The 12869-nt window shown below is 62.6% G+C and carries 13 protein-coding genes; 3 read left to right on the forward strand and 10 right to left on the reverse strand.

Annotated elements, in window-relative coordinates; genetic code table 11:
- Positions 1-8: 8 nt before the first annotated feature.
- The 10 genes from IEX16_RS14500 to IEX16_RS14545 form a co-directional block, all read right to left on the reverse strand.
- Positions 9-962: a Gfo/Idh/MocA family oxidoreductase gene (locus IEX16_RS14500; protein ID WP_188709199.1), complete on the reverse strand. Its 954-nt coding sequence runs from the start codon at positions 960-962 to the stop codon at positions 9-11.
- A 76-nt stretch (positions 963-1038) separates the two neighbouring features.
- Complete coding sequence (locus IEX16_RS14505; protein WP_188709200.1) at positions 1039-1893, reverse strand: class III extradiol dioxygenase subunit beta; 855 nt, start codon at positions 1891-1893, stop codon at positions 1039-1041.
- Between the two features lie 5 nt (positions 1894-1898).
- Positions 1899-2342, reverse strand: a complete 444-nt coding sequence (ligA, locus tag IEX16_RS14510) for a protocatechuate 4,5-dioxygenase subunit alpha (RefSeq protein ID WP_188709201.1) — start codon at positions 2340-2342, stop codon at positions 1899-1901.
- 12 nt (positions 2343-2354) lie between these two features.
- On the reverse strand, positions 2355-4061 hold the full coding sequence (locus IEX16_RS14515; RefSeq protein ID WP_188709202.1) for a tannase/feruloyl esterase family alpha/beta hydrolase: 1707 nt from the start codon (positions 4059-4061) through the stop codon (positions 2355-2357).
- 27 nt (positions 4062-4088) lie between these two features.
- Positions 4089-4994 carry an amidohydrolase family protein gene (locus IEX16_RS14520; protein WP_188709203.1) on the reverse strand — a complete coding sequence of 302 codons (906 nt, stop codon included), beginning with the start codon at positions 4992-4994 and terminating at the stop codon, positions 4089-4091.
- A 5-nt stretch (positions 4995-4999) separates the two neighbouring features.
- Positions 5000-5989 carry a Bug family tripartite tricarboxylate transporter substrate binding protein gene (locus IEX16_RS14525; RefSeq protein WP_188709204.1) on the reverse strand — a complete coding sequence of 330 codons (990 nt, stop codon included), beginning with the start codon at positions 5987-5989 and terminating at the stop codon, positions 5000-5002.
- 32 nt (positions 5990-6021) lie between these two features.
- Positions 6022-6831, reverse strand: coding sequence for a transporter substrate-binding domain-containing protein (locus IEX16_RS14530; RefSeq protein WP_188709205.1), 810 nt, complete (start codon positions 6829-6831; stop codon positions 6022-6024).
- 105 nt (positions 6832-6936) lie between these two features.
- Positions 6937-7620, reverse strand: a complete 684-nt coding sequence (ligK, locus tag IEX16_RS14535; protein WP_188709206.1) for a 4-carboxy-4-hydroxy-2-oxoadipate aldolase/oxaloacetate decarboxylase — start codon at positions 7618-7620, stop codon at positions 6937-6939.
- Between the two features lie 2 nt (positions 7621-7622).
- Entirely contained in the window at positions 7623-8657 is a 1035-nt protein-coding gene (locus tag IEX16_RS14540) for an amidohydrolase family protein (protein WP_188709207.1), read from the reverse strand.
- Between the two features lie 47 nt (positions 8658-8704).
- Positions 8705-9415, reverse strand: a complete 711-nt coding sequence (locus tag IEX16_RS14545; RefSeq protein WP_373288354.1) for a substrate-binding domain-containing protein — start codon at positions 9413-9415, stop codon at positions 8705-8707.
- A 103-nt stretch (positions 9416-9518) separates the two neighbouring features.
- Here IEX16_RS14545 and IEX16_RS14550 point away from each other — a divergent pair, with 103 nt between their 5' ends.
- The 3 genes from IEX16_RS14550 to IEX16_RS14560 all read left to right on the forward strand — a co-directional run bounded on the left by IEX16_RS14550 (position 9519) and on the right by IEX16_RS14560 (position 12798).
- Entirely contained in the window at positions 9519-10451 is a 933-nt protein-coding gene (locus tag IEX16_RS14550) for a LysR substrate-binding domain-containing protein (RefSeq protein ID WP_188709208.1), read from the forward strand.
- 346 nt (positions 10452-10797) lie between these two features.
- Positions 10798-11697: a metal-dependent hydrolase gene (locus tag IEX16_RS14555; RefSeq protein ID WP_188709209.1), complete on the forward strand. Its 900-nt coding sequence runs from the start codon at positions 10798-10800 to the stop codon at positions 11695-11697.
- A 108-nt stretch (positions 11698-11805) separates the two neighbouring features.
- Positions 11806-12798, forward strand: a complete 993-nt coding sequence (locus tag IEX16_RS14560) for a Bug family tripartite tricarboxylate transporter substrate binding protein (protein WP_188709210.1) — start codon at positions 11806-11808, stop codon at positions 12796-12798.
- Positions 12799-12869: the final 71 nt, after the last annotated feature.

Raw genomic sequence — 12869 nt, forward strand, 5'->3', positions numbered from 1 at the left:
GACCGCGCTCAGGCCAGTTGCTGCTCCAGCTCGTGCAGCACTTCGTAGCAAGCCAACACCTGGGCGACGCTGCTGTTCGGTTCACGCTCTTCGCGGATGGCGGCAAAAAATTCGCGGTCCTGCAGCTCGATGCCGTTCATCGACACATCCACCTTGCTCACGTCGATCTTTTCCTCTTTCCCATTGAACAGATCGTCATAACGGGCCAGATAAGTGGCCGTGTCGCCGATGTAGCGGAAAAAGGTTCCGAGCGGTCCGTCGTTGTTGAAGCTCAACGACAGCGTGCAGATCGCGCCATTGGCCGCCTTGAGCTGGATGCTCATGTCCATCGCAATGCCCAACGCCGGGTGAATCGGCCCCTGGATGGCGTTGGCCTTCACGATGGGGCTGCCGCATTGGTAGGCAAACAAATCGACCGTGTGCGCCGCGTGGTGCCACAGCAGGTGATCGGTCCAGCTGCGCGGCTGGCCCAGTGCGTTCATGTTGCTGCGGCGGAAGAAATAGGTCTGCACGTCCATCTGCTGTATGTTGAAGCGGCCGGCCTCGATTTCCTTGTGCACATACTGGTGACTGGGATTGAAGCGGCGGGTGTGGCCACACATGGCGACCAGCCCGGTCTGCTTCTGCAGCGCCACCACCTCCTGCGCGCCCTTGAGGGTATCGGCCAGTGGAATTTCGACCTGCACATGTTTACCGGCCTTCATGCAGGCAATCGACTGCTCCGCGTGCATCTGCGTCGGCGTGCACAAAATGACGGCATCGACTTCCTTGAGCGCCAGGCTGTCGGCCAGATCGGTGCTGACATGGGCGATGCCGTACTTGGCGGCAATTTCTTTGGTCTTGTCCAGGTCGCGGCTGATCAGCGAGACGACTTCAACGCCAGCTATGTTCTTGATGCCGTCCAGGTGTTTGATGCCGAAGGCACCGGCGCCGGCGAGCGCGACTTTAATGGTTTTGGTCATTGGAGACTCCGCTGAGCCGCCTCAAGGAGGCGAACGCCCCCTAGTGGGGCAGTGAATGGATATGAACGTGGGGGCATTACTTGTTCTCCAGAATCAAATGACCCACCGCGGTATTGCTGGCGGGCACATGGTAAAAACGGTGTGCCACCGTGGGCACGGGTCCACCGGCCACATCGGCCATGGCGCCGCGGGCGATCAGCCACATCACAAGTTCGATGCCCTCCGAACCGGCCTCGCGCACATAGTCGATGTGCGGCTTGGACGCAAGGCCCTCGGGGTCGTCAATCAGCTGGTCCAGGAAGGCGTTGTCGAATTCCTTGTTGATCAGGCCGGCGCGCGGACCCTGCAGCTGGTGGCTCATGCCGCCCGTGCCCCAGATCTGGACATTCAGGGGTTTGTCAAAACTTTCAATCGCCTTGCGGATGGCCTTGCCGAGTTCGAAACAGCGCCGACCCGAGGGCACCGGGTATTGCACCACATTGACGGCAAACGGAATCACCGGACAAGGCCAGGCCTGTGGCTGGCCGCACATCAGCGACAGCGGCACGGTCAGGCCGTGGTCCACGTCCATCTTGTTGACGATGGTCAGGTCAAAGTCCTGCTGGATCACCGACTGCGCAATATGCGCCGCCAGTTCCGGGTGCCCCTGCACCACAGGCACAGGACGCGGGCCCCAGCCTTCATCGGCCGGTGTGAAGGAATCGGCGCAGCCAATCGCAAAGGTCGGAATCATGTCAAGGCTGAAGGCCGTGGCATGGTCGTTGTAGACCAGGAAAATCACGTCAGGCTTGTTCTCCGCCATCCAGTGTTTCGAGAATTCGTAACCCTTGAACACGGGCTGCCAGTAGGGCTCGCCGCTTTTGCCGAGGTCAAGCGCCGCGCCAATGGCAGGCACGTGGGAGGTGTAGACGGATGCGGTAATTTTTGCCATGGTCATCAGGAAGTGGTTTTCTGGCCGGCTCGGCCCTGTGGCTGGCGGTGGGCCTGCGCTGTGCCGTCCTCGCCGAGCACGCGGTTGCCCTCGGCAGAGCGGCCTCCGCCTATCATCATGTCGCGGTATTCCTCTTCGGTCATGCCGGTCATGCTGCCTGCCATCTGCTGGAAGCTCTTGCCGTCGGTGGCGCCTATTTTGGCCAGGAAGTAGATGTTGCCGCCGGCCTTGATGCATCGGTTCAGGTCACGCGCCAGCACCGCCTGTTTCTGCTCTTCGGTCATCGCCCATTCGTCAAGGTAGGCGCGTTCATCGGCCTTGAAACGCTCGCGGTTGGCAGCCTTCATCAGCGACATGCAGAACTGGTTCAGGTGATAACCCAGGCGCGATTGCTCGGCATCAAAAATGGTGGTACCCGGAACATCAAGGTAAGGTTTATCGAGCGGCATGGTTGCCTCCTGTCATTTGATGCATTCAAAACTTGCGGCCTGGGCCGCATCGCCAGCGCGGTAGCGCGGCCACAGCGGCCATTCACACAGCGGACGGGAGCGGGCGGCCGCGAACGGTGGCACCACCGGCTGCTCAAACAGTTGCAGCCCGGCCGGCGCCTGGCCGCGCTCGACCCAGGCGACCAGCGCAGGCAGGATGTCCGCATTGGCCGGTGCACCGCTGCCCACGTGGTCCACACCCGGTGCAGTGTAGAGCTTGAAGAAGCGGTCCACGCTGCCCTGCCCCATCCGTGCCACCACAGATTCGTAATAACGGATGCCAACGTAAGGGCTCTGTGCATAGTCGGCCATGTTCTCCAGCAGCATCAGTTTCCCGCCGCGCGCGCTGAAAGCGGTCAGGTCGGGGTCGGTGGCGTCCATCAATGCAGAGACCTGGCCTATCCGCGCGGCGAAGTTCTCGGGCTTGAAGTTGCGCACGTCGAAGGCGGGATCACGGGCGTAAAAATGCTGGACCGCGCCGCTGCCATAAAACCATGCGATACCGTTGGTAGGCTGCGGCGGTTGCGCCGGTGCGCTTGTGCCCAGCCACCAGGCATTCCAGCCACCGGTGGGGCCGAAAGCGGGTGTTGCCTCGCCCGAAACACCCCAGCCGGGATATTCCGTCACGCCATTGGTCAACGCAAACGGCATGCGGTAGGGCGAATGCAATGTCTGCACAGCGCGCACTTGGGCGTCGCTCAAGCAGACATCACCGCCCTGGCCGGCGGCGCAGCGCAGCTTCATCACGTCGAAGCGCGTGCGGCAGCCCGCAAAGTCGGAAACAACACCGTCGGCCAGGCCGTCTGCCGCGTCGCACGAAGCCAGCACGGCGTCATGGACAAGCTGCACCTGCGCAGGCCGCATCCAGCCCCCGTCCATCGTCGCCAGGCCGTTGCGGGTGCCAGCGAACTGCAGCGCCGTCCAGTTGATCACCGGTACGCGGCTGAAGATGCCGTCGAAATCATTTGGATAACGCTGGGCCATGGTCAGGCCTTCACGCCCACCCTCTGAGCTCCCGACAAAATACAGCTTCGCCGGGCTGCGGCCATAGGCCTGCTGCATCAGGGCCACAGCCACGTCACGCACCTTTTTGTAGGAAGCATGGGCGAAGTTGACCAGCGCCTCGTCATTCGCCGCAAAAGCCTGCGGCGGCACGCCCGGCGCATTCTGGTGGCCGGAGTCGGTGCCATAGGTCACGAAGCCTTGCGCAAGCGGCGTGGGTTGGTCAAAGCGCGCGGCGGGAATCAGCCCCAGGGCGTTGATCAAAGTCCCATTGAAACCGCCACCACCGTACTGCACGCTACGGCCGTTCCACTGCAGCGGCAGATTGACCTGAAACAGGATGGGCGGAGCCTTTGGATCAAGCGGGGCAATGCGGCCCAGCACCTGGCAATGCGCAGGGGTGGCTGGCGTGATGCGCGCCGCCGGCGTGGGACCGCGATCGGCCACGCTCAAGGCCACCGGCTGCGTCAGGCGGGTCGAGTCAATGCTGGCCGCACCGCTGGGCAGGCCAATAAGGCTGGCAGGAATGGGGGTGCCCAGGCGCGCGCAGGCCGCGGCAGGGTCTGTCCCCAGGCTCACCGGTGCGAACGCCGGGCCCGTGGTGCTGCAGGCAGAGAGCAGCGCGGCCGTTGCCACGGAGGCGCATGTCAGTCGAAGATGGGGGGCATACACGTTCATGGTTTGTCTCCTGCTTTTGTAGTGGGCTCAGTTCCAGTACAGCCTGGTGGGGTTGTCCACCAGCAGCTTGCGTTGCAGTTCGGCAGTCCTTGCAATGTGCGGGATGAAGTCCACCAGCAGGCCGTCGTCAGGCATGTGGTCCTTCAGGTTGGGGTGCGGCCAGTCGGTGCCCCAGAGCACACGGTCAGGAAAGGTTTCCACCACGTGCCGCGCAAAAGGCACCACATCACGGTAGGCGTTTTGCTCACCGTTCAGGGCTGGCGGACCGGACACGCTCAAGCGCTCGGGGCAACTCACTTTGCTCCAGATGTTCTCGTGCTCGCGCATCATCTTTACAAACAGTGCAAATTGAGGGCCCTCCACCGGCTTGTTGACATCGGGCCTGCCCATGTGGTCTACCACCACCGTGGTCGGCAGTGCGGTGAAAAAGTCGTACAGCTCAGGCAGGTCCTGCGCCTCGAAGTACACCACCACATGCCAGCCGAGCGGCGCAATGCGCTGGGCAATTTCGAGCAGCACTTCGGGCGGCGTGAAGTCGGCCAGGCGTTTGACGAAGTTGAAACGCGTGCCGCGCACGCCGGCGCCATGCATGTCCTGGAGCTCGGCGTCGGATACATCGCGTTTGACCGTGGCCACGCCGCGCGCCTTGTTGTCCGAATGCCTGAGGGCATCCACCAACGCGCGGTTGTCGCTGCCGTGGCAGGTGGCCTGCACAATCACGTTTTTGTCGAATCCCAGTTGGTCGCGCAGCGCGAACAACTGATCTTTCGACGCGTCACACGGCGTGTACTTGCGCTCCGGTGAATAGGGAAACTGCGCACCCGGGCCGAACACATGGCAGTGCGCATCGACGCTGCCCGGTGGCAATTTGAATTGCGGCTTGCTGGGGCCGGTGTACCAGTCGAGCCAACCAGGCGTTTTGGTGAATTCCATCGTTTTCAATCGGGTTTGATGTTGGCTTCACGCACCAGTTTTGCGTAGCGCTGCCGTTCGCTGCTGATCAGGCTTGCGACCATGGCCATGCTGCCGGGCAACACCTCGCCGCCGACGGCCGTCATGCGCTGCTGCACCTCGGGCGTTTTCAGCGCCTTCTGCACTTCAGCGTGCAACTGGGTGACGATGGGCTTGGGCGTGGCGGCTGGCGCCATCAGCGCGTACCAGACAGACGCCTCGAAACCGGGAAAACCGGATTCGGCAATCGTCGGCACATCAGGGAAGATCGCCGATCGATTCGGACTCAGCACGGCCAGCACCTTGAGCTTGCCGCTTTTGACATGCGGGCTGACCTCAAGCGCATTCATGGCCAGCAGCGGCACCTGGCCACCAATCACGTCGGTGATGGCCTGCGAGCCGCCGCGGTAGGGAATGTGCTGCAGATCCATGCCGGACGCACGCGCGAACAGCTCGCCCGCCATGTGCGGTGTGGAGCCATTGCCGGGACTGGCAAACGCAATCGAGCCCGGTTTGGCCTTGGCTGCCTCAATCAACTTGGCGATGTTGGCGTAAGGCGCATTGACGTTGGCCGCGATCACGACGGGCACGCGACCCACCAGGGAAATCGCGACCATCTCGCGTTCGGCGTCAAACGGCGCCGGCTGGTACAGCGACATGTTGGCGGCCAGGGCATTGGCCGCCAGCATCAGGGTGTAGCCGTCGGCAGGGGCATCGATGACCTGTTTGACCGCGATGTTGGTGCCTGCGCCGGGTTTGTTTTCAATGATGAAGGGCTGGCCCAGGCTGCCGCTCAGGCTTTGGCCCAGGGTCCGGGCCACGATGTCCACCGCGCCGCCAGCCGAGTAGCCGACCACAATTTTCACGGGTTTGGTGGGATAAGCCTGCGCAGCCGCCTGCAACGGCAACACCGCGGCGGTGACGGCCAGCAACCCGAAGAGTCCGGAAAGGCCGGTGCGAAGAATCGATGTGTTCATGATGGCGTCCGTTTGAAATAAAGGAAGGAAGGTCAGTCAACACGCGCCAAGCCGCGCAATCCGGCCACAGCCACGATGGCCGACAGGCGGCCGCTGGATTGCGCGTCACGCGCAAACTGGCGAAGATAAGGCATGCCGGCTTCGCGGCCTTTGGGAATCGCAATTGCCAGACTCTCCAGGCCCCAGCGGCCGTCGAGCACCCGGTAACCGGGCAGTTGGTCCGACATCTCGAACAGGATGCCCTTGTTGGTGGCAAAAGCATCCAGCTGGCCCTGCCGCAACATCTGCTGCGCCATCTCCAGCGAAGCGGCCGGCACCACGGTCGCGTTTTTGTACAGGCGCCCCAGCGCGCCTTGGGACGAACTGCCCTGGGCCACACCGACACGCACGCCACTGCGGTCCATTTCATTGACGACCAGAGTGGACGGTGGCGGCACCAGGTAGCCGAGTTCGAGCCGGATCAGTGGCTCCGTGAAGTCCATGTCCCGGGCGCGGACCTCGGTGGCATTCGTGAACGTGAAATCCACCGTCCCCGCCTTGATGCCATCCAGCACCAGCGCGAGACGGCTGAACTCGACCACTTGCACCGGCACGCCAAGCTGCTGGCCCAGTGCCTGTCCAAGTTCCAGCGCCACACCGGCACTTTTGCCGGTCTTGGGGTCACGCACCAGCGAGGTGGGGCTTCCGGCGTAGACTCCGACGCGCAACACGCCGGTGGGCGCCAAGGCCTGGCGTGCCGCAGGATCAGCCGGCGGCGTGAGCCCGGCGCAGGCGGCCAGCAGCGCTGCCGTCGACAGAAGCAGAGAAAGGCCGAGTCGGCGGGAGAAATTTGGAAGTGTCACCGGAATCCTTCAAAGGTTTGTCATGCCGGACGATCCGGCATCCATGGCAATGTACTGGCACGCCACCATGGATTGCGGATCAAGTCCGCAATGACCACTGTCGACTCAATCGATGTAACGCAGGCCGGCTTTTTCCAGCGGCCCGCGCATGCTGTACATGTCCAGGCCCAGAATGTCGGAAGCCAGCTTGGCGCGCTTTTCGCCCTCGTTGGCTTCGCGTGCAGCGGCGGCGTCGGCGGTCGCGGCCGCCAGCGCGGCGGGCACCACCACCACACCGTCGTCATCGGCCACAATCACGTCGCCTGGATGGACAGCCATGCCGGCGCAAACCACGGGGATATTGACCGACCCCAGCGTGGCCTTCACCGTACCCTTGGAACTGATGGCACGGCTCCACACCGGAAAACCCATTTCCTGCAGCGTCTTCACATCGCGGCAACCCCCGTCGATGATCAGGCCGCGCGCACCGCGCGCCATAAAGCTTGTTGCCAACAGGTCGCCAAAAAACCCATCGGTGTTGTCGGTGGTGCAGGCCGCCACCACAATGTCACCGGGCTGAATCTGCTCGGCCGCCACATGCATCATCCAGTTGTCACCGGGCTGCAGCAACACGGTCACCGCCGTGCCCGAAATCTGCGCACCGGGGTAGATCGGGCGCATATAAGTTTTCATCAGGCCCACGCGGCCCATGGCCTCGTGCACCGTGGCCGAACCGTACTTCGCCATGCGGTCGGCCGCAGCGCGGTCGGCCCGTGTGATGTTGCGATAAACAACGCCAAGTTCGAACATGTTCATTTCCCCTGTTGTTTGAGCAGCGCGTCGAGGCGCGGGAACACGCGGCGCGTGTTGGCTTCGTAGATCTGGTGCTTGTCGTCGGCGCTCAGGATCGTGGAGGCTTCGATGTAGCGCCTGGTGTCGTCGTAATAGTTGCCGGTCTCCGGATCGATGCCGCGTACCGCACCAATCATCTCCGAGGCGAACAACACGTTTTTGACCGGGATCACGGTGTTGAGCAGGTTGATGCCCGGCTGGTGGTAGACGCAGGTGTCAAAGAAGACGTTGTTAAGCAGATGGTCTTTGAGCAGCGGACGCTTCATCTCCTGCGCCAGGCCACGAAAGCGTCCCCAGTGGTAAGGCACGGCGCCGCCGCCGTGCGGAATCAAAAAACGCAGTGTCGGGAAGTCCTTGAACAGATCGCCCTGGATCAGCTGCATGAAAGCCGTGGTGTCAGCATTGAGGTAATGCGCGCCGGTGGTGTGAAAGGCCGGGTTGCAGGAAGTGGACACATGGATCATCGCCGGCAGGTCGTACTCGACCATCTTTTCGTAGATGGGGTACCAGAGCTTGTCGGTCAGCGGCGGGCTGGTCCAGTGGCCGCCGGAAGGGTCCGGGTTGAGGTTGATGCCGACGTTGCCATACTCTTTCACACATTTTTCCAGCTCGGGGATGCAGGTTTTTGGGTCCACGCCGGGTGACTGCGGCAGCATGGCCACCGGCATAAAATGCTCGGGAAACAGCTGGCTGACACGAAAGCAGAGCTCATTGCAAATGGCCGCCCAGGTGCTGGACACCTCAAAGTCGCCGATGTGGTGCGCCATGAAGCTGGCGCGCGGCGAGAACAGCGTGATGTCGCTGCCGCGCTCTTTCATCAGGCGCAGCTGGTTGGTCGCTATGGACTCGCGCAGCTCGTCGTCGCTGATCTTCAGGTCGGCCACGCGCGGCTTGACCGAAGGGTCCTTGATGCTGGCGATCTGCTGGTTGCGCCAGGCCTCCAGCGCCTTGGGCGCGGTGGTGTAGTGGCCGTGGCAGTCAATGATGAGGCTCATCTGTTTTCCTGTGTTCGTGTTGTGTTCGCGTTGAGTTGTTATTTGGTTCAGGCCGGGTCCATGCCCTGGCGCTGTTTCGTTTCTGCGGCCTGCGGCGAGCGCATGTAGTCCAGCAGGGCGTGCACGCGCCCGGCTTGTGCTGAACCGGCTGTCACGCTGACGTGAACGCCAGCGGAAAAAGTGGTGGTGATCTGGATGGCCGGCGGCAGCGGGCCCACCACGCTGATGCCCTCGACGTGCAGCAGCTCGCTCAGTTGCTGGAAACCCAGCTCGACCTCGCCACGCGCCACCAGCGTGCCGACGGGAACACCCGGCGGCGCCTGCACCACGCGGCCAGCAATCTCACCAGCAATGCCCCAGCGCTCAAACAGTTTGACCAGCGCCACACCACTGGGCCCGGTCGAGTAGCTGATGCTGCGCGCGGCCAGCACGGCGCGTTTCACCGCCTCTTCAGAGGCGAGGTCTGGCAACGGCTCACCCGCGCGGACCGCCACGGCAACGCCGGATCGGACCAGATCGACTTTGCTGCCCGCCTGAAGATGGCCAACAGTTGTGAGTTTGTCGATGGCGTCAGAGGCCAGCACCACCACGTCGAAAATTTCACCGGCCTGCACACGTTTGGCGGCATCGACCCCGCCCACCGCCTCCATCGTGACCGCGCAACCCGACTGCCGTTCGAACGCGGAAACCAGCTCGGCCAGCACCTGCCGGGTGGCCATGGACGAAATACCCTTGAGCACGAAAGCGGCAGTTTGCATGGCCCCATTCTGTTGGGTTCTGCGGCGCAGGAAAAGGCCTTGCCCCGACTAGCAGGTATACCATTTGGGCATAATTCACCAAAGGTTATTCAAAAACAACGTCATGGATCTCAAGCAACTCGAATATTTCGTGCGCGTGGCCGAACTGGGTAGCTTCACCCGCGCTTCCATCGCGCTGGACATCGCCCAGCCGGCCCTCAGCCGCCAGATCCGTCTGCTGGAAGTCGAGTTGCGTCAGAACCTGCTCACGCGCACCGGGCGTGGCGCCATTCCCACGGAAGCCGGCAAGCTGTTGCTCAAACACGGGCGCGGCATCCTGCATCAGGTGGAGGTGGCGCGCGAGGAGCTGGGCGCGGCGCGCGGCGGCCTGGCCGGCCGGGTCTCCATCGGCCTGCCGCCCAGCCTGTCCAAACTCATCACCGTTCCATTGTCCCGGGCCTTCCGGCAGCAACTGCCGCATGCACAGCTGACCCTGACCGAAGGGTTTTCCATCCTGATGCTGGAGGGCCTACGTGTTGGCAATCTGGACATGGCGGTGCTCTACAACTCCGATCGCTCTCCCGAGCTGGAAACCACCACGCTGCACTCGGAAGAGCTGGTGCTGATTTCGCGCAAGGCCAGCGTCAAGGCAGGTGCCGCCAAAAAGAGGGGCTCGGACAAGCGGCAGCCGATAAACCTGGCCGAAGTCGCCACCCTTCCCCTGATTCTGCCCAGCCGTCCGAACGCCTTTCGCATCCTGATTGAAGGCGAAATGATCACGATTGGCTGCAAGCCGCAAGTCACGCTGGAGGTAGACGGCCTGAACGCCATCCTGAGCCTGGTCCGTGAGGGCATGGGCCACGCCGTGCTGCCCAGCTACACGCTTAGCAACGTCGAAGACACTGCGATCTTCACCTTGCGCAGCATCCGATCGCCGCGCATCATGAGCGAGCTGATGCTGGTGCGCTCATCGCGTCGCGCCAGTACGGATACCCAGAAAATGGCGATCGAAGTGGTCAAGTCGGTGGTACTCGACGCCATCAAGCCTTACATCTGAAAGCGGCGAACAAGCCACCAAATGGCCGAAACCGCGCCATGGCTGCCCTCAATAGGCCACATACATCCCAGCACCTACACCAGCACCTGCACCTGCACCTGCACCTGCACGCGGCATTTTTTCGCAGCTTGACAGCCCGTGGTGCATGAACATGATTTTGGATAGCCAAGACTCGGTTAGATCAAAGCGCTATAGCTGATAGTGCTCCGCCGCGCTTATCAGGAGGGGGCCAGCTTCCCACAATACAGCCAAGGTCAAAAGTCTGCGCGGCAGAAGGGGCGTCGGCTGCAAAACTTCGACGCCTCTGCCGCGCAGACTCCTAGTCCTTTCACAACAAAAGACCTGCATGAACCATCCTTTCCAAATCTTTCTGCTGCGGTACTGCCGGGCCATCAGGCCAGCGCAAGCAACCCGCAGCACACCCCACCGTTGGCTGGTCTCGCTGGCTACCGCCCTGCTGCTGGCCTGGGGTATTCCCGCAGGAGCCCAAACCGGAAAAATCGAACTACTGTGGTTGGGGCAAGCGGCCTTCAGGCTCACCACCCCCTCGGGCAAGGTCATCGTCATCGACCCCTGGTTGCGTTCGAATCCGCGTACGCCGCCGGAGTACAAAGAGCTTGAAAAACTGGGCAAGGTGGACTTGATTTTGGTCACTCACGGCCACTTCGATCATATTGCCGATGCGCCTGCACTGGCACTGATGCACAAGGCGCGCGTCTACGCGCCGGGCGATTTGAACCAGACCCTGACCGTGCTGAAAGTGCTGCCGCCCGAACTCGCACCGCGCCTGAACAAAGGCGGCACGGTGACACCCTTTGCCGATGTGCCCGGCATACGCATCACGGCAGTCAGGGCCGAGCATTCGTCGCTGTATGTCTGGAAGAACCCGGCCAGCAACCAGGACGAAACCCATGTGGGCGGCGAGCCGGTGGGTTTCATCATCGAATTGGAAAACGGCCTGAAGATTTACCACATGGGCGACACCGGTTTGTTCGGTGACATGAAGTTCATTGGCGAATACTACAAACCCGATGTGCTGCTGATCCCCATAGGCGGCAACTTCACCATGGGCCCGGTCGATGCAGCCTATGCCACGCGCGAGTGGCTCAAACCAGGCACGGCCATACCCATGCACTACGGTGCTAATCCTCTGGGCAAAGGTACGCCGGAGGAATTCATTCAGGCCTTGGGCACCACCAGCACCCGCGTCCTGCCGCTCAAGCCTGGTGAGAAGGCAACATTTTGAAAATTTTACACATGCCCATGAAGAGCCTTACCCCGCTCCGTCTTGTCACCTTGGCCATCGGCCTTCCGCGAAGCACAGATCAAACCCAACTGAATGCGTAATCCCATGATGAAATTTCTCTCCACTCGACGCGCAGCCATCCTGGCCGGCGCAGGCGGCGCCCTGTCGCTGGCCCTGCCGACCCGCGCCCAGGCTTTTCCCTCCAAGCCGATGCGCATCATTGTGCCGTTCCCGCCGGGCGGCTCGACCGACGTGCTCGCCCGCGCGATGGGGCTCGAACTCGGCAAGGCGCTCGGCCAGCCGGTCGTGATCGAGAACCTGCCGGGCGCGGGCGGTTCGCTCGGCGCGGAGCGCGCATCGAAGTCCGTTGCCGACGGCTACACCCTGTTGATGGGCCACATCGGTACGCTAGCGATCAACCCGTCCCTATACCCGAAGCTTTCATACGATCCGCAGCGCAGCTTCACGCCGGTGGCGTGGGTAGCCCGCGTTCCAAACGTGCTGGTGGTGAACGCTTCGATGCCCGCGCACAGCCTCAAGGAGCTGATCGCGTTGGCGAAGGCGCGGCCCGGCCATCTCTCGTACGGCTCCGGTGGCAACGGCAGCGCCGCGCACACCACCATGGAATACCTGAAGATGCAGACCGGCAGTTCTTTCCTGCACATTCCCTACCGGGGAACGGCGCCTTCGGTGACTGACCTGCTGGGCGGCCAGATCCACGTGCTCTTTACGGGCATTCCGGCGCTGCTTCCCCACATCAAGTCCGGCAAACTGCGCGCTCTTGCAGTGTCGAGCCCCAAGCGCCTCGCGCTGCTTCCGGACGTCCCCACCGTGGCCGAGAGCGGCGTGCCCGGCACCAAAGGCTTCGAGGCGGACCAGTGGTACGGCCTGGTGGCTCCTGTCGGTACCCCGGCCAATGTGGTGTCGCTCCTGAACCAGAACGCCAACAAGGCCTTGGCATCGGAAGAGGTCCGCGCGCGCCTCGCCGCCGAAGGCGCCGAGGCGACGCCGGCTACGCCGCAGGTGTTCGCGCAACTCATCGCGGCGGAGATCCCCCGTTGGGCGCGAGTGATCAAGGCGGGGAGCATCACCCCTGACTGAAAGCGCCAACAGAAGACGAGGCCCTCCATGAAACGGAACTTTGCCGAGGAGCTTGCCCAGTCGGCTATGAG

This window comes from Polaromonas eurypsychrophila (genome assembly GCF_014641715.1).
Classification (GTDB): domain Bacteria; phylum Pseudomonadota; class Gammaproteobacteria; order Burkholderiales; family Burkholderiaceae_C; genus Polaromonas; species Polaromonas eurypsychrophila.

What these genes read in the sequence shown, in the direction of transcription:
- IEX16_RS14515 (WP_188709202.1), bottom strand. Translation starts at nt 4,061, where the DNA reads ATGAACGTGTATGCCCCCCATCTTCGACTGACATGCGCCTCCGTGGCA.
- IEX16_RS14505 (WP_188709200.1), bottom strand. Translation starts at nt 1,893, where the DNA reads ATGGCAAAAATTACCGCATCCGTCTACACCTCCCACGTGCCTGCCATT.
- IEX16_RS14555 (WP_188709209.1), top strand. Translation starts at nt 10,798, where the DNA reads ATGAACCATCCTTTCCAAATCTTTCTGCTGCGGTACTGCCGGGCCATC.
- IEX16_RS14545 (WP_373288354.1), bottom strand. Translation starts at nt 9,415, where the DNA reads ATGCAAACTGCCGCTTTCGTGCTCAAGGGTATTTCGTCCATGGCCACC.
- ligA (WP_188709201.1), bottom strand. Translation starts at nt 2,342, where the DNA reads ATGCCGCTCGATAAACCTTACCTTGATGTTCCGGGTACCACCATTTTT.
- IEX16_RS14560 (WP_188709210.1), top strand. Translation starts at nt 11,806, where the DNA reads ATGAAATTTCTCTCCACTCGACGCGCAGCCATCCTGGCCGGCGCAGGC.
- IEX16_RS14550 (WP_188709208.1), top strand. Translation starts at nt 9,519, where the DNA reads ATGGATCTCAAGCAACTCGAATATTTCGTGCGCGTGGCCGAACTGGGT.
- ligK (WP_188709206.1), bottom strand. Translation starts at nt 7,620, where the DNA reads ATGTTCGAACTTGGCGTTGTTTATCGCAACATCACACGGGCCGACCGC.
- IEX16_RS14540 (WP_188709207.1), bottom strand. Translation starts at nt 8,657, where the DNA reads ATGAGCCTCATCATTGACTGCCACGGCCACTACACCACCGCGCCCAAG.
- IEX16_RS14525 (WP_188709204.1), bottom strand. Translation starts at nt 5,989, where the DNA reads ATGAACACATCGATTCTTCGCACCGGCCTTTCCGGACTCTTCGGGTTG.
- IEX16_RS14520 (WP_188709203.1), bottom strand. Translation starts at nt 4,994, where the DNA reads ATGGAATTCACCAAAACGCCTGGTTGGCTCGACTGGTACACCGGCCCC.
- IEX16_RS14500 (WP_188709199.1), bottom strand. Translation starts at nt 962, where the DNA reads ATGACCAAAACCATTAAAGTCGCGCTCGCCGGCGCCGGTGCCTTCGGC.